Source organism: Streptococcus mutans (genome assembly GCF_006739205.1).
GTDB lineage: Bacteria > Bacillota > Bacilli > Lactobacillales > Streptococcaceae > Streptococcus > Streptococcus mutans.
Genome location: NZ_AP019720.1, coordinates 123,664 through 148,108 on the forward strand (window position 1 = coordinate 123,664; position 24,445 = coordinate 148,108).

The following is a 24,445-nucleotide window of genomic DNA, read 5'->3' on the forward strand; positions in this document are numbered from 1 at the left end:
AAACCATACAATCCGTACAATATTGCACAATACTATTATAAACGAAAAGGATCGCTATCGTATGAGTAAAATTGTCAGCAAGACAATTTTATCAAAGCCAGTCAGCAGCAGATTCTGCTTTAAATTTTCCTGCTGACTTTTAGTCGTCAATCCTGTTGAATTATGTTAAAATGGTCTTAGTAATGCGAGGAAATGATATGTCGGAATTGTTTAAAAAATTGATGGATCAGATTGAGATGCCGCTTGAAATGAAGAATTCAAGGGTTTTTTCATCTGCTGATATTGTGGAAGTGAAGGTTTATCCTGAGAGTCGGATTTGGGATTTCCGTTTTTCTTTTGAGACCATCTTACCAATTGATTTTTATCAGGAGTTAAGAAGCAGATTAGTGACGAGTTTTGAAACAGCTGATATTAAGGCTGTTTTTGACATTGAAGTGGAGAATGCTGAATTTTCTAACGAGCTTTTGCAGGCTTATTATCAGGAGGCTTTTAAGCAGCCGACTTGCAATAGTGCTAGTTTTAAAAGCTCTTTTTCGCACTTAACTGTTTCCTATACTGATGGGAAAGTTCTTATTTCAGCGCCGCAATTTGTCAATAATGATCATTTTCGAAAGAATCATTTACCTAATCTTGAAAAGCAGTTTGAAGCGTTTGGGTTTGGGAAATTAAGTTTTGACATTGTATCTAATCAAAAAATGACAGAGGAAATAAAACATCATTTTGAATCCTCTCGTCAGCAGCAAATTCAAAAGGCTAGTCAAGAAACGTTAGAAATTCAAAAATCATTAGAAGCTTCAATGCCGTCGCCTGAAGAAACGCCTAAATCCGTATCTAATTTCAAAGAGCGAATCAAGGATCGGCAAGCAGCTTTTGAAAAGGCTGAGATTACGCCTATGGCTGAAATTGAAACTGAGGAAAATCGTATCACATTTGAAGGGCTTGTTTTTGATGTGGAACGCAAGACAACAAGAACCGGACGTCATATCATCAATTTTAAAATGACGGATTATACCTCCAGTTTTCCGATGCAAAAGTGGGCTAAGGATGATGAAGAATTAAAGAAATATGACATGATTTCTAAGGGTGCTTGGTTGCGCGTGCGTGGCAATATCGAGAATAATCCTTTTACAAAAGCCCTAACCATGAATGTCCAAAATGTCAAGACCATTGTTCATAAAGAGCGTAAGGACTTAATGCCCCAAGGGGAAAAACGTGTTGAATTTCACGCTCATACCAATATGTCAACCATGGATGCTTTGCCAACAGTTGAGCAATTAGTGGCCAAGGCGGCTCAGTTTGGTCATCCTGCGGTTGCTATTACGGATCATGGCAATGTTCAGAGTTTCCCTCATGGCTATCATGCAGGTAAAAAGAATGGTATTAAGGTTCTCTTTGGCTTGGAGGCTAATCTTGTTGAGGACCGTGTACCTATTGTCTACAATGAAGTTGACATGGATATGAATGAAGCGACCTATGTTGTTTTTGACGTGGAAACTACAGGACTTTCAGCCATCAATAATGATTTGATTCAGATTGCAGCTTCTAAGATGCATAAAGGAAATATTGTTGAGCAATTTGATGAGTTTATTGATCCCGGGCATCCGCTTAGTCAGTTTACAACCGATTTAACAGGGATCACAGATCAGCATGTGAAAGGGGCTAAGCCCATTTTACAAGTATTGCAGGAATTTCAGTCCTTTTGTCAAGATACAGTTTTAGTTGCCCATAACGCCACTTTTGACGTTGGCTTTATGAATGCCAATTATGAAAGGCATGACCTGCCAAAGATTACGCAGCCAGTCATTGATACCTTGGAATTTGCACGAAATCTTTATCCAGAATACAAACGTCATGGTTTAGGTCCCTTGACTAAACGCTTTCAGGTATCGCTTGAGCACCACCACATGGCTAATTACGACGCTGAGGCAACTGGTCGTCTTCTCTTTATCTTTCTTAAAGAGGCGAAAGAAAAGCATGGGGTCAACAATCTTTTAGATCTTAATACTAAAATTGTTGATGATAATTCTTACAAGAAAGCTCGGGTAAAGCATGCAACCATTTATGTCCTGAATCAAAAAGGGTTGAAAAATTTATTTAAATTAGTCAGTCTATCCAATGTTACTTATTTTGCAGGTGTGGCTAGAATACCAAGAACGATTCTTGATCAGTATCGTGATGGCCTCTTACTGGGGACAGCCTGCTCTGATGGTGAAGTTTTTGATACGGTTCTCTCAAAAGGGGTTGAAGATGCTGTGGAGGTAGCCAAGTATTATGATTTTATTGAAGTCATGCCACCTGCTCTTTATGAACCTCTTCTTGCTCGTGAATTAATCAAAGATGAAGCAGGAATTCAGCAAATTATTAAAGATCTTATTGAAGTTGGTCGTCGTTTAGATAAGCCTGTCTTGGCAACTGGTGATGTCCATTATCTGGAACCGGAAGACGAAATTTATCGTGAAATCATTGTTAGAAGTCTGGGACAGGGAGCTATGATTAATCGTCCTATTGGGCGTGGTGAAAATGCTCAGCCAGCTCCTCTGCCCAAGGCTCATTTTAGAACAACCAATGAGATGTTGGATGAATTTGCTTTTTTAGGCGAAGATTTAGCCCGTGACATTGTCATTAAAAATCCAAATGAGATGGTTGAGCGTTTTGAAGATGTTGAAGTTGTTAAAACAGACCTCTATACACCTTTTATTGAGAATTCTGAAGAAAAAGTCGCTGAGATGACTTATGAAAAGGCCTTTGAAATTTATGGCAATCCTCTTCCGGATATCATTGACTTGCGTATTGAAAAAGAGTTGACTTCCATTTTGGGGAATGGATTTGCGGTGATTTATCTGGCTTCACAGATGCTGGTAAATCGTTCTAATGAACGTGGTTATCTGGTTGGTTCTAGAGGTTCGGTTGGTTCTAGTTTTGTGGCAACCATGATTGGTATTACAGAAGTGAATCCTATGCCGCCACACTATATTTGTCCCAATCCAGACTGTAAACATTCTGAATTTATTACGGATGGTTCTGTGGGTTCAGGCTATGATTTGCCTGATAAAATCTGTTCGGAATGCGGCACTCCGTACAAGAAAGATGGTCAGGATATTCCTTTTGAGACCTTCCTTGGTTTTGACGGAGACAAAGTTCCTGATATTGACTTAAACTTTTCAGGTGATGATCAGCCGAGTGCTCACTTAGATGTTCGTGATATTTTTGGTGAAGAATACGCCTTTCGTGCAGGAACAGTTGGTACGGTTGCAGATAGAACGGCTTATGGCTTTGTCAAAGGCTACGAAAGAGATTATGGCAAGTTTTACCGCGATGCAGAAGTTGATAGGCTGGCGCAGGGTTCAGCCGGTGTCAAACGAACAACTGGACAGCACCCCGGTGGGATCGTTGTTATTCCAAACTATATGGATGTTTATGATTTTACACCTGTTCAGTATCCTGCGGATGATTTAACAGCCGAATGGCAAACAACCCACTTTAACTTCCATGATATTGATGAAAATGTTCTTAAACTTGATGTGCTTGGTCATGATGATCCCACCATGATTCGCAAGCTGCAGGATTTGTCTGGTATTGATCCAAAAACAATTCCTGCTGACGATCCAGAAGTTATGAAACTGTTTTCAGGAACAGAAGTCTTGGGAGTTACTGAGGAAGAGATTGGAACACCGACTGGAATGCTAGGAATTCCTGAATTTGGAACCAACTTTGTTCGTGGAATGGTGGATGAGACCCATCCAACGACATTTGCGGAGCTTTTACAATTATCAGGACTTTCACATGGTACAGATGTGTGGTTGGGCAATGCACAGGATCTCATCAAACAAGGCATTGCAACGCTGTCAACGGTTATTGGTTGTCGTGATGATATTATGGTTTATCTTATGCACGCTGGTTTAGAACCTAAGATGGCCTTTACTATTATGGAGCGTGTACGTAAAGGGGCTTGGCTGAAGATTTCGGAGGAAGAGCGAAACGGGTATATCTCAGCCATGCGTGAGAATAATGTGCCGGATTGGTATATTGAATCCTGCGGAAAAATTAAATACATGTTTCCTAAAGCCCATGCGGCGGCTTATGTCTTGATGGCTCTTCGTGTTGCTTATTTTAAGGTGCATCACCCAATTTATTATTACTGTGCTTATTTCTCTATTCGTGCCAAGGCTTTTGAATTAAAGACAATGAGTGCTGGTTTGGATGCTGTTAAGGCACGCATGGCTGATATTAGTCAAAAGAGAAAAATCAACCAAGCTTCAAATGTTGAGATTGATCTTTTTACAACCTTAGAAATTGTCAATGAAATGTTGGAGAGAGGTTTCAAATTTGGACAGCTGGACTTGTATCGCAGTGATGCCACTGAATTTATCATTGATGGCGATACATTGATACCTCCTTTTGTGGCTTTGGAAGGTTTGGGCGAAAATGTTGCCAAACAAATCGTAAAAGCACGTAATGAAGGAGAGTTTCTTTCTAAGACAGAACTGCGTAAACGCGGCGGTTTGTCATCAACTTTGGTTGAAAAGATGAGCGATATGGGAATTTTAGGCAGTATGCCTGAAGATAATCAATTGTCACTTTTTGATGATTTCTTTTAATGTGATAGGAGGTTAGGATAAATTTTTTTATCCTAACTTTTATTTTATTAAAACAGTAGATTTGTTCGGCAACTAATGCTTCTTTTTTATTGCTTTCCTTAAGTCGAGGGCGGAGAGTAATAGTTCAGTGGACTGTTTTACAGCTTAATTAAAACATTTTTCTTGAAAATAACACTAATTAGTAGTAAAATAAAAAGAGGTAATGGTCATAGAGAGGAGTTGTATGGGTGATTTAGATAAGAATCCTGCAGTTAAAGCTATGGTTGTTTTTCGCAAGGCTATGCGAACAATTGATGCGCAAGTTGCTCCAAGCTATAAAAACAATGGTTTAACACAAACCCAGTTTGCCGTTTTGGATGTTCTTTATGCTAAAGGAGAGATGACCATCAGTCGTTTGATTGCTTCTATACTGGCGACGTCTGGCAATATGACGGTTGTGATTAAAAATATGGAACGTAATGGTTGGATTTACCGGAGCCCAAATCCAGATGACAGACGTGCCTCGGTTGTTGGTCTGACGGAAGTTGGCAAACAATTGATTCAAAAAGCTTTGCCTGATCATATTGCTATGGTAGAATCTGCTTTTTCTGTAATGACAGAAGAGGAGCAGTTAGTCCTAATAGATCTGTTGAAAAAGTTTAAATCTCTTTAAAAAGGAGCAGGTTTTAGTTAGCAATAGTTTAATTATATATTACTATTTAGTGATAAAATTATTTAATAAGGAGACATTATGTCAAAAAGAATTTTATTTATTGTCGGTTCGTTTAGTGAAGGATCATTCAACCGTCAATTAGCTAAAAAAGCAGAAACGATTATTGGTGATCGGGCTCAAGTTTCTTATTTAAGTTATGATCGTGTCCCGTTTTTTAATCAGGATTTAGAAACGTCAGTACATCCCGAGGTGGCACATGCACGAGAAGAAGTTCAAGAAGCAGATGCTATTTGGATTTTTTCACCCGTTTACAACTATGCTATTCCGGGCCCTGTCAAAAACCTGCTTGATTGGCTGTCGCGCTCTCTTGACTTATCAGATCCAACAGGACCTTCAGTGCTTCAAGATAAGATTGTGACGGTTTCCTCCGTTGCTAATGGGGCGTCTCCAGAGGAAGTTTTTGAGGATTACCGTTCTTTACTTCCTTTTATTCGTATGCATTTGGTAGATCAATTAACAGGTGTTCCAATTAACTCAGAAGCTTGGAGCACAGGTATTCTTAAAGTATCAGCAGAAAAATTAGCAGAATTATCTGCTCAGGCAGATGCTCTATTGTCTGCTGTAGAAAATTAGGCAAAAGGTATTCTTTAAAGATTTGAATGGAATAGAGCTATTTCGTTTATCTTTTGTGAGGCCGCAAGTTCATCTTGTTTAACTCAAGTCACGTCTGCGGTTTGCTGTCTGGTACTAAAAGAACACTTGAAGTTCATTCTTAACAATGAGCTTCAAGTGTTCTTTTTGTGTCTTAACTTTTTTATGTGAATGAAAATGTAAGAGAATTCTTTTTGATAGTTGCTTTTTTTAGTTTTCAAATGACTGTTATAGTGGGATTCTTATCTGTTACAAAAGTTTGTGAATAAAATAATTTGTGACTACTAAAACCCTTTTCTATAGCTGTAGAAAGCGGTTCAAATTCTTGCACTTTGTGAAAAAATAAGCTACTATAAAATGGCAAGAAAAATTTTGGAGGTCATTATAGCAATGTTATCTAAAAAACAATATTTGGATATGTTTTTAAAAATGCAGCGTATCCGTGATGTCGATACAAAACTCAATAAATTAGTTCGTCGTGGTTTCGTACAAGGTATGACACACTTTTCAGTAGGAGAAGAGGCGGCTTCGGTTGGTGCGATTCAAGGCTTGACTGATCAGGATATTATCTTTTCAAATCACCGTGGACATGGTCAAACCATTGCAAAAGGGATTGACATTCCTGCTATGTTTGCAGAATTAGCCGGTAAGGCAACGGGTTCTTCAAAAGGTCGTGGTGGTTCTATGCACTTGGCAAATCTTGAAAAAGGAAACTATGGGACCAATGGTATTGTTGGCGGGGGTTATGCCTTAGCAGTCGGTGCTGCTTTGACACAGCAATATGACAATACGGGAAATATTGTTGTCGCCTTTTCAGGAGACTCGGCAACTAATGAAGGCTCTTTCCATGAGTCTGTTAATTTGGCAGCTGTCTGGAATTTACCGGTTATCTTCTTTATTATTAATAATCGTTATGGTATCTCAACAGATATCAATTATTCGACTAAGATTTCACATCTTTATTTACGTGCTGATGCTTATGGTATTCCTGGACATTATGTTGAAGATGGTAATGATGTCATTGCAGTTTATGAAAAAATGCAGGAAGTCATTGATTATGTGCGTTCAGGAAATGGGCCAGCTCTTGTTGAAGTGGAATCTTATCGTTGGTTCGGACATTCTACTGCTGATGCAGGAGCTTACCGTACAAAAGAAGAAGTAGATGCTTGGAAAGCTAAAGATCCTCTCAAGAAATACCGCACTTATCTAACGGAAAATAAGATTGCAACAGATGAGGAACTTGATACGATTGAAAAAGAAGTCGCACAGGAAATTGAGGATGCAGTGAAATTTGCCCAAGATAGCCCTGAACCAGAGCTTTCTGTAGCTTTTGAAGATGTTTGGGTAGATTAGCTAGATCAAGAAAAGTCTTGTTATTTTGTGTAAAACTTCATATATTATGCCTTGTCAGAGCGATTGACATGCTGATAAATTGACAAGCGAGAAATGCAGTCGTTTTCTGATGCTTTTAGGGTTTCATTAAAATGAGGAGAAAGAGATATATGTCAGAAACAAAAGTAGTAGCCTTACGGGAAGCTATCAATCTTGCTATGAGCGAGGAAATGCGTAAGGACGAAAAAATTATTTTGATGGGTGAAGATGTCGGTATTTATGGTGGTGACTTTGGAACTTCTGTTGGTATGCTGGCTGAATTTGGTGAAAAGCGTGTTAAAGATACCCCTATTTCAGAAGCAGCTATTGCAGGATCTGCAGTAGGTGCCGCTCAAACTGGACTTCGTCCTATTGTTGATTTGACCTTTATGGACTTTGTGACTATTGCCATGGATGCTATTGTTAATCAAGGTGCTAAAGCCAATTATATGTTTGGCGGCGGACTTAAAACGCCTGTAACCTTTCGTGTGGCCTCAGGCTCAGGTATCGGCTCAGCAGCGCAGCATTCTCAGTCACTAGAAGCTTGGTTAACTCATATTCCGGGAATCAAGGTGGTTGCGCCTGGCACAGTCAATGATGCTAAAGCCTTGCTCAAATCTGCTATTCGTGATAATAATATCGTTATTTTCATGGAACCAAAAGCGCTTTATGGCAAAAAAGAAGAGGTCAATTTAGATCCTGATTTTTATATTCCGCTTGGTAAAGGCGAAATTAAGCGCGAGGGAACAGATGTTACCATTGTGTCTTATGGTCGTATGCTGGAACGCGTTCTCAAAGCCGCTGAGGAAGTGGCGGCTGAAGATATCAGTGTTGAAGTTGTTGACCCGCGTACCCTTATTCCGCTTGATAAAGACTTAATTATTAATTCTGTGAAAAAGACGGGTAAGGTTATCCTAGTCAATGATGCTTATAAAACAGGTGGTTTCATTGGTGAAATAGCATCAGTGATCACTGAAAGCGAAGCCTTTGATTATTTAGATGCCCCGGTGCTTCGTCTCGCTTCTGAGGATGTGCCTGTTCCCTATTCTCATGTTCTTGAAACAGCCATTTTACCAGATGTAGCAAAAATTAAAGAAGCTATCTATAAACAAGTCAGGAAAAGATAGGCAATTAAAGGTGAATAGATGAGAATGAGAAAGATTAGATGTTTACGCTAGGCAAGCTGAACTTTTGTTCTTTCTCAGCTTTAAAAGGAAGGAAATGAAATGGCAGTCGAAATTATTATGCCTAAACTTGGTGTTGATATGCAGGAAGGCGAAATCATCGAGTGGAAAAAACAAGAAGGTGATGAGGTCAAAGAAGGGGAGATCCTCCTTGAGATTATGTCTGACAAGACCAATATGGAAATCGAAGCTGAGGATTCAGGTGTCCTGCTTAAGATTGTTAAAGGAAATGGTCAAGTTGTTCCTGTAACTGAGGTCATTGGTTATATTGGTCAAGCAGGTGAAGTTCTTGAAATAGCTGATGTTCCTGCAAGTACAGTTCCTAAAGAAAATAGTGCAGCACCTGCTGAAAAAACAAAAGCAATGTCTTCTCCGACAGTTGCAGCAGCCCCTCAAGGAAAGATTCGAGCAACACCAGCAGCTCGTAAGGCGGCTCGTGATCTAGGAGTTAACCTGAATCAGGTTTCAGGGACAGGCGCTAAAGGCCGTGTTCACAAGGAAGATGTTGAAAGCTTTAAAGCAGCTCAGCCTAAAGCAACACCATTAGCTAGGAAAATTGCTATAGATAAAGGTATTGATCTAGCCAGTGTCTCAGGAACAGGTTTTGGCGGCAAAATTATCAAGGAAGATATTTTAAATCTGTTTGAGGCAGCTCAGCCTGTTAAAGATGTGTCAGATCCTGCTAAAGAAGCAGCTGCCTTACCAGAGGGTGTTGAAGTCATTAAGATGTCTGCCATGCGTAAGGCAGTGGCTAAAAGCATGGTCAATTCTTATCTGACAGCTCCAACTTTTACTCTCAATTATGACATTGACATGACTGAGATGATTGCGTTGCGTAAAAAGTTAATTGATCCTATCATGGAAAAAACAGGTTTTAAAGTTAGCTTCACAGATTTGATTGGTCTGGCGGTCGTAAAAACCTTAATGAAACCAGAACATCGTTACCTCAATGCTTCACTCATTAATGACGCGACTGAGATTGAACTTCATCAATTTGTTAACCTTGGTATCGCCGTTGGACTTGATGAAGGACTGTTAGTACCTGTTGTTCATGGTGCAGATAAGATGAGCTTGTCAGATTTTGTTGTAGCTTCAAAGGATGTCATTAAGAAAGCTCAGATCGGTAAATTAAAAGCCACTGAAATGTCTGGTTCAACCTTTTCCATTACAAACTTGGGGATGTTTGGCACTAAGACTTTCAACCCCATTATCAATCAGCCAAATTCGGCTATTTTGGGTGTAGGAGCAACTATCCAAACGCCAACTGTTGTGGATGGTGAAATTAAGATTCGTCCAATCATGGCACTGTGCTTGACCATCGATCACCGCTTGGTTGATGGCATGAACGGCGCTAAGTTCATGGTTGATCTTAAAAAACTGATGGAAAATCCATTTACATTATTAATTTGAGGTTTATGTCAACTGTTGACAGATACATTTGGTTGTCTTATAAATAAAGTTAGAAACTAAAAAGGAGAAGAGAATGGCAGTCGAAATTATTATGCCCAAACTCGGTGTTGATATGCAGGAAGGCGAAATCATTGAGTGGAAAAAACAAGAAGGTGATGAGGTCAAAGAAGGGGATATCCTCCTTGAAATCATGTCTGACAAGACCAATATGGAAATTGAAGCTGAGGATTCAGGTGTCCTGCTCAAAATTGTTAAAGGAAATGGTCAAGTTGTCCCTGTGACTGAGGTCATTGGTTATATTGGTGCTGCTGGTGAAGCGATTGAAACAAATGCGGCACCAGCAGCTTCAGCTGATGATCTTAAAGCAGCGGGTCTTGAAGTTCCTGATACTTTAGGCGAGTCAGCAGCACCAGCAGCTCAAAAAACTCCGCTTGCTGATGATGAATATGATATGATTGTCGTTGGTGGTGGTCCTGCTGGTTATTATGCTGCTATTCGCGGTGCACAATTGGGCGGCAAGGTTGCTATCGTCGAAAAATCAGAATTTGGAGGGACCTGTTTAAATAAAGGCTGCATTCCAACTAAAACTTATCTTAAGAATGCTGAAATCCTTGATGGCATCAAAATTGCAGCGGGCCGTGGTATTAATTTTGCTTCAACCAACTATACCGTTGACATGGACAAAACGGTTGCCTTTAAAGATACCGTTGTTAAAACATTGACAAGTGGGGTTCAGGGTCTTCTTAAAGCCAATAAAGTGACTATTTTCAATGGTCTCGGTCAGGTTAATCCTGATAAGACAGTGACTGTCGGTTCGGAAACGATTAAAGGACATAATATTATCCTTGCAACAGGTTCAAAAGTGTCTCGTATTAATATTCCGGGAATTGATTCACCTCTTGTTTTAACATCGGATGATATTCTTGATCTTCGTGAAATTCCAAAGTCACTTGCTGTTATGGGCGGTGGTGTTGTCGGCATTGAACTCGGTCTTGTTTACGCTTCTTATGGGACAGAAGTGACTGTTATTGAAATGGCTGATCGCATTATTCCTGCTATGGACAAGGAAGTATCGCTTGAACTGCAAAAAATTCTATCCAAGAAAGGAATGAATATTAAGACTTCTGTTGGTGTGGCTGAAATTGTTGAAGCTAACAATCAATTAACGCTGAAACTCAATGATGGCTCTGAAGTTGTGGCTGAAAAGGCCCTGCTTTCTATTGGTCGTGTCCCACAATTAAGCGGTTTGGAAAATCTTAATCTGGAACTTGAACGCGGTCGCATCAAAGTGGACGATTATCAGGAAACCTCTATTTCAGGTATTTATGCCCCGGGTGATGTTAATGGAAGAAAGATGTTAGCGCATGCTGCCTATCGTATGGGTGAAGTAGCTGCCGAAAATGCTATCTGGGGAAATGTTCGTAAGGCTAACCTGAAATATACACCAGCAGCTGTTTACACCCATCCAGAGGTTGCTATGTGCGGTATTACTGAAGAACAAGCCCGTCAAGAGTATGGAAACGTCTTAGTTGGGAAATCCTCTTTTTCAGGAAATGGACGTGCGATCGCTTCTAATGAAGCACAAGGATTTGTCAAAGTTGTCGCAGATGCTAAATACCATGAAATTCTTGGAGTCCATATTATTGGACCAGCAGCTGCTGAGATGATTAATGAAGCCTCAACGATTATGGAAAATGAGTTGACGGTTGATGAGCTGCTACGTTCTATTCATGGCCATCCTACCTTCTCGGAGGTTATGTATGAAGCCTTTGCAGACGTCCTTGGCGAAGCTATCCATAACCCGCCAAAGCGTCGTTAATGATAGAATCATTATAGAAACTCATCTGACAGAGGATAAATTGGAACTATTTTTGTATATTTAATTTCCTTCTTTTATCCTTTTTAAAAGAAATTTGGAGAGAAAATGAAATATATTATCAGTCATTCAAATGATCCAGCTTTTAATATAGCTCAAGAAGCCTATGCTTTTAGGGAAATGCTTGATGAAGATGAAATTTTTATTTTATGGATCAATGAACCAACCATTGTTATTGGCAAACACCAAAATGCCATTGAAGAAATCAATAAAGAGTATACAGATGCTCATGACATTCATGTCGTTCGTCGCCTGTCAGGCGGCGGTGCAGTCTACCATGATCTTAATAATCTCAACTATACCATTATTTCCAATAAAGCAGATGAAGGGGCTTTTGATTTTAAAACCTTTTCAAAACCAGTTATTGATACTTTAGCGAAATTGGGGGTCAAGGCTGAGTTTACTGGACGCAATGATCTTGAAATTGATGGCAAAAAATTCTGTGGCAATGCCCAAGCTTACTATAAGGGACGAATGATGCATCATGGCTGTCTCATGTTTGATGTTGATAGATCTGTCTTAGCAGATGCCCTTAAGGTCAGTAAGGATAAGATTGAATCTAAGGGGATAAAATCCGTTCGTGCGCGTGTGACCAATATTAATGATGAGCTGCCTCAAAAGATGTCCGTTCTAGAATTTCGGGATGCGCTCCTTGAACAAGTTAAAGAAGAAAATCCAGATATGACCGAATATACTTTTTCAGAAGCAGAATTGGAACGCATCAAGCAGTCAGCTAAAGAGCAGTTTGGCAATTGGAATTGGATTTATGGGATTGCCCCAGACTATACTATTAAACGCAGTGTCCGTTATCCTGCAGGTAAGATTACAACCTATGCCAATGTTGAAAAATCGGTTATTAAAGCCATCAAAATTTATGGAGATTTCTTTGGTATCGGAGATGTTGCCGATATTGAATCGCTGCTTGTTGGCTGTCGCTATGATTATAAGGATGTCCTAGAAAAACTTAAAACCATTGATACGACGCATTATTTCACACGAATAACAAGGGAAGAAGTGGCCAAAGCGATTGTGGCCTAGGCCTAGGTTATGTGTCATTTATATTATTTGAAAAGATTTCGTTTCACGTTTGAGACTGACTTTAAGAAGTGGCTTATTGTCAACTTTTAGGGGAATAATTCATTTGGTGACCGAGGTCTTTTTTCATTTCTGTCAATGACAGGTGTTTTAATACAGGCAAAAGCTGCTATAAATTTTTCTTATAGAACTTCATAAGAAAAATAAATTATGCAAGGCCAAAAAGAGATGCTATTATAGTTTTAAATTGGAGAAAGTTGGTAAAAGATGTCAGAAGGAATTTATGAGAAATTGAGGGAAATTCGGCATTATCTTCATCAACATCCTGAAATTTCAGAAAATGAATTTGAAACAACCGCATTCATTAAAAAGCATTTGAAAGATTTGGGCATTGAACCTCTTGATTATCCTTTAAAAACAGGCGTCATTGCAGAAATCGGATCGGGTCAACCCATTATAGCTCTGAGGGCTGATATTGATGCTTTGCCTATTGTTGAAAAGACGGGGCTTGCCTATGCCAGTGAGAATGGCGCCATGCACGCTTGCGGTCATGACTTTCATCAAACGAGTTTATTAGGCGCTGCCCAAATTCTCAAGGAAAGAGAGGCAGAAATAAAAGGGACTGTCCGACTTATCTTTCAGCCGGCTGAAGAAAATTTTCAGGGTGCATACCAAGTGATTGAAGCGGGTGGTATTGAAGGTGTCTCTGCTATTATCGGCTATCATAATAATCCACATTTAAAACCGGGTCAGATTGGTCTTCGCTCAGGTGCAATCATGGCTGGAGTCGAGCAATTTGAAGTAACTGTGGCTGGTATCAGTGCCCACGCAGCTCGTCCTGATTTAGGAGTAGATACGGTCTTGGCAATCACGACCATGATTCATAATTTGCAGCAGATTGTCTCACGTACGGTTTCGCCATTTGATTCTGCCGTTTTGTCAGTCACCCATATTGATGTTGGCACAACTTGGAATGTCCTGCCAGCCAAAGGATTTTTTGAAGGGACTATTCGGACTTTTGATCCAAAGATTCGTTTAGCTGTTATTAATAAGTTTACCAAAATCGTCGAAACAACAGCAGAACAATTTAGTGCTCAGGTTTCTATTCAGTGGGGAAATTCACCAAAAGTGACTTATAATGATGCTACTTTGACGCCTCTTATTTTTGAAAATTCCAAGACATTTGCTCAGGTCATTGAAACCTTGCCATCAACTGGCGGCGAAGATTTTGCAGCCTATCAGGAAAAAATCCCAGGTGTCTTTGCCTTTGTTGGATCAAATGGTGCTGACAATGCCCCAGACTGGCATCATGATGATTTTATTGTCAAAGATGAAGCCTTACCGACTGCTGTCAATTATTTTGTTGAAAATGCTTTTAAACTACTAGAATATTATAGAAGCTGACAGGAACCTTTTGTATGTGTCCTATCAAATAGACACTAGTAAAAAAACGTTATCGCTTAATTTCAATTAAAAAATTCCCAAGACTGCTGTTTTATGCTCTTGGGAATTTTAACTTCCTAAAATTGATTTGATTGTGTTAGTCCTTCTAGGTAACGTTTTTTCTTTGGAAATAGGAAAGAAAGCACTAAGAAAATAAGTAGGCAAGGAATCCAAATTTTGTAGATAGAAATGTAAGCTTCTACCATACTGGAGTGGTTATATTGACTTAAATTTGCCATATTATTGCTAACCATTGAGATAAAAACAGTGACGCCTAGAACAGAGCCAATCTGTCTGACGACTCCAATAACGCTTTGAGAGGCGGTGAGCAGTTCACCTTGTAAAGTTGATGCCGCTAAAACATTGACAGGTCCAGCAATAATACCAAAACCAATTCCCAAAATTAAGGTTGTGAGAGCCATTGCCATCACTTTATTTGGATTGATGCTGACGATTAAAAGGTAAGAAAGTAAAATAGCGGTCAGCCCCACAAAAACCAGCAATCTTGGGCCAAATTGGTTAATAACCAAACTTCCTAAACCACCGCAGATAAAGACCACTAAGGACATAGGCAGTAAAATTAAGGCCGCATCAAGTTCTGTCTTTCCTTGAATAGTTGTAAAAAAGGTTGGCAAAATCACGATCACGCCAATATAGAAAAATTGCGCTAATAAGGCGACTAATGCTGAAGCTGTGAATTCTCTAATCTTAAATAGATTCAAATTAATCATCGGACTCTTACTATGCTTTTCAAGGATAATAAAGGCAAAGAGACTAAGTAAAAATGTTATTAAACAGCCTAAAGTGCGCCAGTCACCTGCTCCCCAATCTCTTATTTTAATTAAGCCCAATGTCACTAAAAAGAGACCTAGCATTGAAATAAAGCTGCCAGCAAAATCAATTTTGGACTCAGTCTTTTCCTCACTTTTAAAATGATAAGATAAAATCATGAGGCACGTTGCGATTATGATGATTGGCAGATTAATAAAGAAAATCCAGTGCCAAGAAAAGGTATCAGTAAGAATACCGCCCAAAGTGGGGCCGATAGCAGCAGCACCGCCCTGCATGAGACCAAGAGCAGCAACAATTTTAAAGCGATCTTTAACCTCCCAGGAAGAAATCCCTAAACTGTTGCCTACTGGAAGTAAAATAGCAGCTCCAAAACTGGAGATGATACGTCCAAGAATTAATTGAGAAAATCCATTAGCAAGCCCAGACAGTAAGCTGCCTATTCCAAAGAGCAACAGACCAAGGACAAATAACCGCCCCTTGCCATAAATATCAGCAATCTTACTTAAAGGAATGGTACAGGAAGCAAAGATGATGGTATAAACATTGATGGTCCAAGAGAGTTGATCCAGTTTTACTCCTAAGCCCTTTTGAATAGCCGGTAAGGTGATGTTCATAATAGTAGTGTCTAACATTACGATAAAAATCCCTAAACACATGGCTATTGTTAACATGATTTTTTTAGTCATAGTGACCTCCTTTTAAAAAAATGCGAGCATATACTCATGTTCAATTGTATTCTTGGAAAAGACTTTTGTCAATAAATAAATGAGTTTTTATTCATATTTTTTCAAAAAACGTTCTCTTAAAGAAAGAAAAGGTGTGATATAATAAGAAAAATGAGTAATTTTGAAAAAAGGAATAGGAAAATGGCAGAAAAAAATATCAGAAAACCCAAGCAAGAAAGAAGTATTGAAAAGCGCAACAAGATACTTCAAGTTGCTAAAGATTTGTTCTCAGATAAAACTTATTTTAATGTGACAACCAATGAAATTGCTAAAAAAGCTGATGTCTCTATAGGGACACTCTACGCTTACTTTGCCAGCAAAGAAGATATTTTAACAGCGCTTTTAAAAAGGTATAATGACTTTTTTCTGACAACAATTTTTGCTGATATCAATAGTCAAGATTCTTTAGATAGGTTCAAAAAGAACCCTAAGGAATGGCTGAATGTTTTGATTAATCAGTTATTGGCTGCAGAAGATAAAATTTTTCATGCTCAAATTGAGATGTTAGCCTATGCTATTCCACAGGCTAAAGCCTTACTGGAGGAGCATAATAATAACTTGAAAAACTTGACCTACAAATGTCTTTTATATTATAGCGATCAGGCTGCCAATCCAAGCTTTAAAACCTTGTCTCTTGTGGTCTTTGATTTTATTTCAGCTTTGGTAGATGAATTGCTTTATCATGAGCACACGCAAGAAGAAGCACACCAAATAAAAAAGACTGGCATAGACAGTCTTGATCTGATTATTAAGTCTTATTTATAGTCGTTTGGTTTATGTTTTAGGACATCTTCGTAACTTGCCTTACCTAACTCAGGTTAGATCTGTCCCACTTTGGCTAGATGAGATCGCTTGTTTACCATCAAATGTGCAACGGCTCAGTGCTAAAAGCGAATCAAACGATAATACAGTAACTTGTCATTTTTTAAAAGATTATAAAAGGGGAGTAGGCCTAATTAAGATTTCAGAAAAATCCATTTTGTCTACCTCCCTTAATTATTTCATAAGCTTTAGCAATGATGGATTAATTTAAAATGATTGAGCGATTTTATCCAGCAGATCAACTAAATGCCTGATATCAGGTGTTAAGGTTGAGGATTTTAAGTAAGCGTAGTTAACATAAAATCCTAATTTATTATTTTCTTTAAAAGGAATTTTGACCAGATGATGATCCTGTTTGGTTAGTGAGATATCTGTTAACAAACTGACACCCATATTGTGGCTGACCATTTGCTTGATAAGAGTAACATCATCAGATTTGAAAAAAATCTGAGCCTGATTTTGATGGGTTTGATTAAGATAATCAAAGGCCTTTAGATGGATATTGTGTTCATCTAAAAGAATAAAATTTTCCTTTAAGACATCAGCAAAAGCGATGGCTTTTTTTCTTTTAGCCAATAAATGATCTTTAGAAACAATCAGATAGAGTTTCCGATGAAGAATTTTTTTGATAACTAATTCATCATGGTAAAAAGGTTCTATTGTGCCAATTAAACTGAGATCCAGATCCCCCTGTAATAGTTGCTCCAATAACTCAACAGAACCTCCTCGAATGGAACGAATACGTTTCAGAAAAGCTAAGTCTTGATTGGTTTCTTTAAGCAGCGACAGTAAATAATTAATAATAATGGGTGGGCATCCTAAGGTAGAATAGTGAGCCAGTGAACGGTTCATCTCCTTTTGGGCAGAACTAATTTCCGGCAGAATTCTCTCAAGGTGACGCTTCAAAATATTTCCTTGCTGCGTCAAAGCAAAAGTACGATGAGAGGGATCCTTAACAATAAGGTCACAATTAAATTGTTCCTCTAATCTTTTGACAGAATAGGAAACAGAAGGCTGGCTAATTTGAAATTTTTCAGCAACCTTAGTGAAGGACTGTAATTGTGACAGGTGATAAAAATACTTTAAATCTTTAATATTCATTGTTAACCTTTCTATTATTTTTACTAGTTTAGCATATTTTTGGCATTTAGGTATTTTAAAGATTGTTATAAGTATTTTTTATCCGTTATCTAAGGTTTGACTATAAGGCCATTTGTTTCATACAATGAATTGTAAAGTCAACTTCCAAGTGGTTTAAAAGTAACAGAAGTAGTGGTTTTTTCTTTTGCTCTTAATCAAGATTATCAATAATCTCTTCAAAAATAGCAATGAAGGTTTGTTGTTTTCTCTTGGGAAGTTGCTTTATTTTCATATTAAGGCGTTTTAAAGTTAATTGTTTCTCGAAATTGATTGTTCCTTCAAGACTGTTAAAGTCAAAAAAATCTTCCGGTGTCATACCTAGTGCTTCAATCACTTTTTCAAGCGTCTGCAAGCTGAGATTATGGTTTTGATTTTCAATCTGATTGATATATTTCAATCCTAATCCAGCTTTTTCAGACAAACTTTCTTGGCTGATGCCTTGTGCTTGCCGATGATACCTTACTTTATTTGCAACATATTTTTGGAGATAGCTTTTTTTCTTCATACATTAAAGAATACAAGTTTAAAAGCAAATAGTTAACTTTTTATACAATACTATGTATTATATGTAATACATTTTATGTTATAATATGATCAATAAATATAAGGAGGTGCAGAAAATGTATGCACATGACATTTTAAACGATCCTTTTTTGAATAAAGGGACTGCTTTTACCATGGAAGAACGTAAGAAATTTGGACTTATTGGTCTTTTGCCCCCTCACATTCAGACTCTTAAAGAGCAAGCAGAGCAGACTTATGCGCAAATGCAAACTAAAGCTAATAACTTGGAAAAACGTCTTTTCTTGATGGAGATTTTTAATACCAATCGGACACTTTTCTACTATCTCTTCTCTCAACATTTGGAAGAATTGAATCCAATTGTTTACGATCCAACCATCGCAGATACGATTGAAGGTTACAGTGACCTTTTTGTGGATCCTCAGTATGCGGGTTACTTGGATATTAACCATCCTGAAAATATTGAGACTACCCTCAAAAATGCGGCAGGTGACCATGATATTCGTTTGATTGTTGTGACCGATGCCGAAGGTATCCTTGGTATCGGTGACTGGGGGACTAATGGGGTGGACATCTCTGTTGGGAAGCTCATGGTTTACACAGGGGCAGCAGGGATTGATCCAGCAACTGTTTTGCCATTGGTGATTGATGCAGGTACCAACCGTGAGGAATTGCGCAATAATCCTAACTATCTGGGGAACCGTCATGAACGTGTTCGTGGTGAGCGTTACTATGATTTCGTGGATCAATTTGTCCAAACAGCTGAACGTCTTTTCCCTAAACTTTACCTTCACTGGGAAGACTTCGGTCGTTCAAATGCGGCCAATATCTTGGAAAAATACCGTAAGGAAATTCCAACCTTCAACGATGATATTCAAGGGACTGGCATCGTAACCCTTGGTGGTATCTTTGCGGCTATGGATATCACAGGTGAAAAATTGACTGATCAAGTCTATCTCTGTTACGGTGGCGGTACAGCAGGTGCGGGTATTGCCTCTCGTGTCTTGCGTGAAATGGTTTCAGAAGGCCTGCCTGAAGACGAAGCCTACAAGCGTTTCTTCATGGTGGACAAGCAAGGTCTCCTCTTTGACGATATGGACGACTTGACTCCTGAACAAAAGCCATTTGCCAAGAAGCGGGCGGATTTTCCAAATGCAGATCAGTTGACAGACCTCTTGCAAGTGGTTAAAACCGTGAAACCAACCATCTTGGTTGGTACCTCAACAAATCCAGGTGCCTTCACGAAAGAAGTTGTTGAAGCTATGTGTGAAAACACTGAACGCCCAGTCATCTTCCCAATCTCTAATCCTACAAAATTGGCAGAAGCATCGGCTCAAGACTTGATTACCTGGTCTGATGGTAAGGCCTTTGTGGCAACCGGTATTCCAGCTGATACTGTATCGTACAAGGGTGTGGACTATGTCATCGGTCAAGCTAACAATGCCCTCATCTACCCTGGCCTTGGGCTTGGTATGTTGGCATCAGAAGCTAGCCTTTTGACAGATGAAATGATCGGAGCGGCAGCACACTCTCTCAGTGGTATCATCGATATCACCAAACCAGGTGCGCCAGTTCTTCCTCCATTCAAATATGTGGGTGATGTGTCTATCAAGGTCGCTGAAGCCGTGGCTAAGAAGGCTCAAGAACAAGGTCTTGCACGTGCTGAAGAAACCGATATGGCTAAAGCTGTTCGTGACTTTAAGTGGTACCCAGAGTATTAATCAGCTAAAGCTGATAGTGCTATCAGAATGTTCGAACTATAAGATTAGCAAGGCGCTCCTAGCTCCCTAGAACAAAAGGACAGAGTGCTTCTTGTTAGCAGACGGAGTGTGTTATAACCTACCGTGTTTGTTAAATGATCAAGAAAGGAAACCTCATGGATATCTTTTTAACCTCAATTTCGAGTATTATTCCCATCATTGTGATTATTGTACTCGGTTATGCCCTTCAGGTGCGTGGTTGGTTTGCGGATGATTTTGGCCCCACACTCTCTCGCCTTATCATGAATGTGGCGCTGCCAGTGTCCATTTTTGTGTCGGTCCTTAAGTACTTGACTCTGGATAAGCTAGTTAGTCTGTCAGGTGGTCTGCTCTACACCTTTGGTGCCTTTATTCTAACCTATATTTTAGCCTTCCTAGCTGTAAAGATTTTTAAGGTCCGTCCAGGTCGCAGAGGGACCATGATCAATACCTTTGTCAATGCCAACACTATTTTCATCGGTCTGCCCTTGAATGTAGCACTCTTTGGCGATCGGGCTCTGCCTTACTTCCTAATTTACTATATTACCAATACCATCTCAACTTGGACTCTAGGTGTCTACCTCATGACGACGGATAGCAAGTCTGGTAAAGGAAAAGCGACCAAGTTTAATTGGAAAAACCTTTTGCCAGCTCCCCTCATTGGTTTCTTGGTAGCCTTGGTCTTCTTGATTCTGCGCATTCCGGTGCCGGACTTTGCGACTAGCACGTTGACCTATATTGGTAATATCGTGACACCTCTGTCTTTGATTTATATCGGTATTGTTTTGGCTAAGGCTGGGCTTAAGAGTATCCACTTTGACCAAGATACTATTGTGACTCTGGTGGGACGCTTTATCTTAGCCCCTATCGTTATGTTTGGTCTTCTTTATTTGACAGGAAAAGGTCTGCCAGTGACTGAGTTTAAGACTTTTGTGGTTCAATCAGCAGCTCCGGCACTTGCGGTCTTGCCAATTCTTGCCAGCCAAGGTGATGGTGATGTCGAATTTTCAACTAATGTCGTTACCCTGAGTACAGTACTCTTTGTAATTGTCATTCCGATTGTTGTGACCTTGATGGGTTAAGGTCGATATAAGCCTTAAAGTTTATAATCCATAAAAGGGGTGTACTTCTTTTAAGGACTATTGCTATTCACTTTTGTTCTTTCGGACAACTTATTGTTATCACAAGGAGGAAAAAACATTATGACAACACCCAACACCCCACAGCCGCAAAGAAAAAGCGACGGAAAAGGTTGGCTTGATTTTGGACCGCGTAACTTGAGCCGCGATAATGAAAATCCGGATATCTTGGTTCCGCCTGTCACTGACCATGGGACCATGCCCAATATGCGCTACAGCTTTTCAGATGCCCACAATCGGATGGAAGAAGGAGGCTGGGCGCGTGAAGTGACCATTCGTGAACTGCCTGCTTCAGATGAATTGGCTGGTGTCAATATGGCCTTGGCACCAGGTGCTTATCGTGAACTGCATTGGCACAAAGAAGCCGAATGGGGACTTATGCTGTACGGCAATGCCCGCATTACAGCGATTGACGAGAACGGTCAGTCTTATATTGATGATGTCGAAGAAGGAGATCTTTGGAATTTTGAATCCGGCGTTGCTCATTCTATTCAGGCCTTGGATAAGGGCTGTGAGTTTCTGTTAGTTTTCAGCGAAGCCAATTTCTCAGAGAATCAAACCTTACTGCTTAGTGACTGGTTGGCTCACACTCCTGATGACATCGTTGCTGCTAATTTTAAAAAGACCGAGGAAGAATTGGCTAGTCTTCCTAAGACAGAAAAATATATCTTTAATGGGACTATTTCTGGTTCTATTGAAGCAGAGAAGCGCACCAATCCCAATGGTGATGTGGTCAATCCGCTGACACTGCATTTGGATAAAATTGCACCAATTCAGTCAGAAGCTGGACGTGCTTGGATTTTGGATCAGAAGGTCTTTCCGGCTGCTAAGACGATTTCAGCAGCTATTGTTGAGGTTGAGCCGGGCGGTATGCGGGAATTGCACTGGCATCCTAAGTCATCCGAATGGCAGTATTACATCAAGGGTCAGGCCCGCATGACAGTTTTTAATTCTAATGGTTTGGCTCGTACCTATGACTTTTCAGCTGGAGATGTAGGCTATGTACCCAATGTAGCGGGGCATTATGTTCAAAATACGGGTGACGAAACGTTGGTCTTCGTTGAAGTTTTTCGTAACCCTGATTATTCCGATATTTCGCTCAATAAGTGGCTGGCGACAACTCCTGTCAATAATGTTGCAGAGCACCTCAATCTTCCTAAGGAACTTGTCCAAAATCTTCCTCAGGCAGAGACTCCGCAACCTGTCATTTGGTTTGATAAGGATAAGGCTGCAAAAAAGCCTTTTTAGACAAGCCCATACTGAGTTTGGACATTAAAGCTCAGCAGGGCTATGATTATGATGTCATTATCATCGGCGGCGGTGTTTCAGGTGTGACTCTAGCCTGCAACTTGGCCGCAGCCGGCAAAAAGACAGCGCTCATTGAGGCTAGAGATTGGGGAGGGACAACTGTCAATCGCGGCTCTACCCCTAAGAAGGCTCTTTTAGCACTAGCTGAATTGCATCATCATCAGGAGAGCTTTCTGCATAGAGGTCTGGAGACAGTCTCTTACGTCAAGTGGGAAGATGCTCTGCTGACGCGGGATTGGCTGGTTTCAGATGAGTCAGCCAGAGCGAAGGAGAGAGCTATCAAAGCAGGTGTAGAGACTTATGAAGCCTATGCTTTCTTTGAAGATGCTCACCATCTAAAGGTAAACGGTCAGGTGCTGAGCACTGCAACTATTGTTTTAGCGACGGGCTCTGTGCCTCGAAAGATTGACATAGAAGGGGCTTCTTACATTGATAGCAGCGCTAATCTTATGCGAATCCATCAGCAGCCCAAGGTAATTGCCTTGATTGGTGCTGGTGTGATTGCCATGTCACTGATTTCAAGCTTTACTGAGCTGGGAACAAAAGTCCATGTCATTCAGCACAATGATCGTGTTCTGGGTAATTTTGACTCAGAACTTGTAGATATTCTGGTCAATCGTTTGAAAAATCGCGGTGCAGAATTTCATATGGAAGCAGAAGCAGAGCGTGTTGAAAGAAGTGTTTCAGGCTATCAGGTGACCTTGACGAATGGGGAAATAGTTATTGTTGACGGTATTTATGATGTTGCCGGTCGAATTGCCAATATCGGCGGTCTCCAATTGGAAAAAGCCGGCATAGAATATACCGAGCGCGGAATCTCTGTTGATGATCATCTGACGACATCTCAGCCTCACATTTTTGCTATGGGAGATTGCTGTGATGCATCGGTGCCTAAGCTGAATTCCTATGCGGATTTTCAGGCTAAATATCTGAGTCAGCTCTTAAATGATGAATCAAAAGAAGCTATCCAGTATCCGACAGCACCGGCGGCAACTGTCTACAGTATTCCCAAAATCGGTCAGGTTGGTGTCAGTGTTAATCAAGCACGGCAGCATCCGCAGGACTATGACGTGACACAGCTAAACATGTCTAATTGGCAGAATTACAAACGCGTTCACGATGATTTGGCTGTCATCAAACTAGTTGTGTCCAAATCAGATCAGCATGTTGCAGGAGCAGAAATTGTCAGTGACACGGCAGATATTCTAGTCAATTATCTAGCTATTTTGCTCAATCGCAGAGTGAGTTTTCAGGAGTTGCAGGATATCATCTTTGCTTATCCGTCACTGGCGACAGATTTATATGGTTTGTGGAAATAATATGCAGGATTCGAAACTAAAAGAACTAGAAGACGAAGTCAGTCGCTTTGGAACACATCAAATAAAAGGCATTGCTTATTTTCTTACTCTGCTTGGCGGAGCTATTGATGCGGTTTCCTATATGGGTTTTGATCATACCCTGCCGGCTGCTCAGACAGGAAATCTTCTTCTTTTAATGGTGGATATCACGCGCCTGAATGTACAAGGGATTGCCATAAAAATGACTACTCTGCTGAGCTTCATAGCGGGCTTGGTGGTCAGTCGCTGTGCTTACCACTATTATAGGAGTATCTATTGGCGTATTTATATCTTAGTGGGGTTATCGGCTGCTTGTCTCTTTACTTTCCTAGCTTTTGACCATCTTCCAAGTGGCCTTGCTATTGCACCTTTGTCCTTTACATTGGCAATGACGACAGGGGCTTTTAATAAGGTTGAAAATGAACTTTATAACAACTCGTTCACCACAGGGAATATCAAAAAAGCCATCATTGCTTGGTGTGAGTTCCTTTTTAAAGGACAGGCAGAGCAGAAGGAGCGAGCTGTCATTTTTACTTGCCTGGTTCTGTCCTTTGTCATAGGGGCATTTACAGCAGCCTTATTTTATTTCTTATTTGGGATGGCTGCCTTATTAGTTATACTATGCGAAATTATCATTTTTACAGTTTGCTACTTCTTGCTGATCAGATTTTCACAGAAATCCTAATGAAAATCCCTGAGTT

General features: G+C 39.9%; 18 protein-coding genes. 15 read left to right on the plus strand and 3 right to left on the minus strand.

The features are described 5' to 3' along the window. The first annotated feature begins 197 nt into the window (after positions 1-197). The 9 genes from FNL60_RS00670 (at position 198) to FNL60_RS00710 (ending at position 14,181) form a co-directional block, all read left to right on the plus strand. Positions 198-4,598: a PolC-type DNA polymerase III gene (locus tag FNL60_RS00670; RefSeq protein ID WP_002265177.1), complete on the plus strand. Its 4,401-nt coding sequence runs from the start codon at positions 198-200 to the stop codon at positions 4,596-4,598. A gap of 223 nt (positions 4,599-4,821) precedes the next feature. Continuing rightward, on the plus strand, positions 4,822-5,250 hold the full coding sequence (locus tag FNL60_RS00675) for a MarR family winged helix-turn-helix transcriptional regulator (RefSeq protein WP_002265178.1): 429 nt from the start codon (positions 4,822-4,824) through the stop codon (positions 5,248-5,250). A 78-nt stretch (positions 5,251-5,328) separates the two neighbouring features. Then, positions 5,329-5,883, plus strand: coding sequence for an NADPH-dependent FMN reductase (locus FNL60_RS00680; protein WP_002263481.1), 555 nt, complete (start codon positions 5,329-5,331; stop codon positions 5,881-5,883). A gap of 375 nt (positions 5,884-6,258) precedes the next feature. Then, complete coding sequence (locus FNL60_RS00685) at positions 6,259-7,254, plus strand: thiamine pyrophosphate-dependent dehydrogenase E1 component subunit alpha (RefSeq protein WP_018110235.1); 996 nt, start codon at positions 6,259-6,261, stop codon at positions 7,252-7,254. 149 nt (positions 7,255-7,403) lie between these two features. Next, a complete protein-coding gene (locus FNL60_RS00690; RefSeq protein ID WP_002263479.1) occupies positions 7,404-8,399 on the plus strand; it encodes an alpha-ketoacid dehydrogenase subunit beta in 996 nt (331 codons plus the stop codon). A gap of 99 nt (positions 8,400-8,498) precedes the next feature. Continuing rightward, positions 8,499-9,866: a dihydrolipoamide acetyltransferase gene (locus FNL60_RS00695; RefSeq protein ID WP_002311866.1), complete on the plus strand. Its 1,368-nt coding sequence runs from the start codon at positions 8,499-8,501 to the stop codon at positions 9,864-9,866. Between the two features lie 73 nt (positions 9,867-9,939). Continuing rightward, positions 9,940-11,685 (plus strand): dihydrolipoyl dehydrogenase, encoded by a 1,746-nt coding sequence (lpdA, locus tag FNL60_RS00700; protein WP_002310883.1) that lies wholly within the window; start codon positions 9,940-9,942, stop codon positions 11,683-11,685. A gap of 105 nt (positions 11,686-11,790) precedes the next feature. Beyond that, entirely contained in the window at positions 11,791-12,780 is a 990-nt protein-coding gene (locus tag FNL60_RS00705) for a lipoate--protein ligase (protein WP_002280261.1), read from the plus strand. Positions 12,781-13,044: 264 nt separating this feature from the next. Then, complete coding sequence (locus FNL60_RS00710; RefSeq protein WP_002280262.1) at positions 13,045-14,181, plus strand: amidohydrolase; 1,137 nt, start codon at positions 13,045-13,047, stop codon at positions 14,179-14,181. A 116-nt stretch (positions 14,182-14,297) separates the two neighbouring features. On the opposite strand, the gene FNL60_RS00715 is transcribed toward FNL60_RS00710, so the two are convergent. Further along, positions 14,298-15,698 (minus strand): MFS transporter, encoded by a 1,401-nt coding sequence (locus FNL60_RS00715; RefSeq protein WP_002280263.1) that lies wholly within the window; start codon positions 15,696-15,698, stop codon positions 14,298-14,300. 180 nt (positions 15,699-15,878) lie between these two features. Here FNL60_RS00715 and FNL60_RS00720 point away from each other — a divergent pair, with 180 nt between their 5' ends. After that, entirely contained in the window at positions 15,879-16,502 is a 624-nt protein-coding gene (locus tag FNL60_RS00720; protein ID WP_002264760.1) for a TetR/AcrR family transcriptional regulator, read from the plus strand. 264 nt (positions 16,503-16,766) lie between these two features. Here the strand turns inward: FNL60_RS00720 and mleR are convergent, their stop codons facing one another. Continuing rightward, the gene (gene mleR / locus FNL60_RS00725; protein ID WP_002263592.1) at positions 16,767-17,660 is read right to left on the minus strand and encodes a LysR family transcriptional regulator MleR; all 894 of its coding nucleotides are present in this window, start codon (positions 17,658-17,660) and stop codon (positions 16,767-16,769) included. 190 nt (positions 17,661-17,850) lie between these two features. Then, positions 17,851-18,204, minus strand: coding sequence for a helix-turn-helix domain-containing protein (locus FNL60_RS00730; RefSeq protein ID WP_002267509.1), 354 nt, complete (start codon positions 18,202-18,204; stop codon positions 17,851-17,853). A gap of 115 nt (positions 18,205-18,319) precedes the next feature. Between FNL60_RS00730 and FNL60_RS00735 the strand changes: the two genes are divergently transcribed. The 5 genes from FNL60_RS00735 to FNL60_RS00755 all read left to right on the plus strand — a co-directional run bounded on the left by FNL60_RS00735 (position 18,320) and on the right by FNL60_RS00755 (position 24,429). Then, positions 18,320-19,942, plus strand: coding sequence for a malolactic enzyme (locus FNL60_RS00735; protein WP_002268218.1), 1,623 nt, complete (start codon positions 18,320-18,322; stop codon positions 19,940-19,942). Between the two features lie 155 nt (positions 19,943-20,097). Then, a complete protein-coding gene (locus FNL60_RS00740; RefSeq protein WP_002273037.1) occupies positions 20,098-21,042 on the plus strand; it encodes an AEC family transporter in 945 nt (314 codons plus the stop codon). Between the two features lie 120 nt (positions 21,043-21,162). Further along, complete coding sequence (locus FNL60_RS00745) at positions 21,163-22,347, plus strand: oxalate decarboxylase family bicupin (RefSeq protein WP_002280264.1); 1,185 nt, start codon at positions 21,163-21,165, stop codon at positions 22,345-22,347. Positions 22,348-22,364: 17 nt separating this feature from the next. Then, on the plus strand, positions 22,365-23,726 hold the full coding sequence (locus tag FNL60_RS00750; RefSeq protein ID WP_002280265.1) for a dihydrolipoyl dehydrogenase family protein: 1,362 nt from the start codon (positions 22,365-22,367) through the stop codon (positions 23,724-23,726). Then, positions 23,710-24,429 carry a YoaK family protein gene (locus FNL60_RS00755; RefSeq protein ID WP_002263598.1) on the plus strand — a complete coding sequence of 240 codons (720 nt, stop codon included), beginning with the start codon at positions 23,710-23,712 and terminating at the stop codon, positions 24,427-24,429. Before FNL60_RS00750 ends, FNL60_RS00755 begins: the two co-directional genes overlap by 17 nt. The last annotated feature ends 16 nt before the right edge of the window (positions 24,430-24,445 follow it).

Bases quoted from the DNA above. Each gene is read 5' to 3' on its own strand.
- FNL60_RS00670 (WP_002265177.1), top strand. From the start codon at position 198: ATGTCGGAATTGTTTAAAAAATTGATGGATCAGATTGAGATGCCGCTT.
- FNL60_RS00680 (WP_002263481.1), top strand. From the start codon at position 5,329: ATGTCAAAAAGAATTTTATTTATTGTCGGTTCGTTTAGTGAAGGATCA.
- FNL60_RS00675 (WP_002265178.1), top strand. From the start codon at position 4,822: ATGGGTGATTTAGATAAGAATCCTGCAGTTAAAGCTATGGTTGTTTTT.
- FNL60_RS00745 (WP_002280264.1), top strand. From the start codon at position 21,163: ATGACAACACCCAACACCCCACAGCCGCAAAGAAAAAGCGACGGAAAA.
- FNL60_RS00740 (WP_002273037.1), top strand. From the start codon at position 20,098: ATGGATATCTTTTTAACCTCAATTTCGAGTATTATTCCCATCATTGTG.
- mleR (WP_002263592.1), bottom strand. From the start codon at position 17,660: ATGAATATTAAAGATTTAAAGTATTTTTATCACCTGTCACAATTACAG.
- FNL60_RS00715 (WP_002280263.1), bottom strand. From the start codon at position 15,698: ATGACTAAAAAAATCATGTTAACAATAGCCATGTGTTTAGGGATTTTT.
- FNL60_RS00690 (WP_002263479.1), top strand. From the start codon at position 7,404: ATGTCAGAAACAAAAGTAGTAGCCTTACGGGAAGCTATCAATCTTGCT.
- FNL60_RS00720 (WP_002264760.1), top strand. From the start codon at position 15,879: ATGGCAGAAAAAAATATCAGAAAACCCAAGCAAGAAAGAAGTATTGAA.
- FNL60_RS00735 (WP_002268218.1), top strand. From the start codon at position 18,320: ATGTATGCACATGACATTTTAAACGATCCTTTTTTGAATAAAGGGACT.
- FNL60_RS00685 (WP_018110235.1), top strand. From the start codon at position 6,259: ATGGCAAGAAAAATTTTGGAGGTCATTATAGCAATGTTATCTAAAAAA.
- FNL60_RS00730 (WP_002267509.1), bottom strand. From the start codon at position 18,204: ATGAAGAAAAAAAGCTATCTCCAAAAATATGTTGCAAATAAAGTAAGG.
- FNL60_RS00710 (WP_002280262.1), top strand. From the start codon at position 13,045: ATGTCAGAAGGAATTTATGAGAAATTGAGGGAAATTCGGCATTATCTT.
- FNL60_RS00695 (WP_002311866.1), top strand. From the start codon at position 8,499: ATGGCAGTCGAAATTATTATGCCTAAACTTGGTGTTGATATGCAGGAA.
- FNL60_RS00755 (WP_002263598.1), top strand. From the start codon at position 23,710: ATGGTTTGTGGAAATAATATGCAGGATTCGAAACTAAAAGAACTAGAA.
- FNL60_RS00705 (WP_002280261.1), top strand. From the start codon at position 11,791: ATGAAATATATTATCAGTCATTCAAATGATCCAGCTTTTAATATAGCT.
- lpdA (WP_002310883.1), top strand. From the start codon at position 9,940: ATGGCAGTCGAAATTATTATGCCCAAACTCGGTGTTGATATGCAGGAA.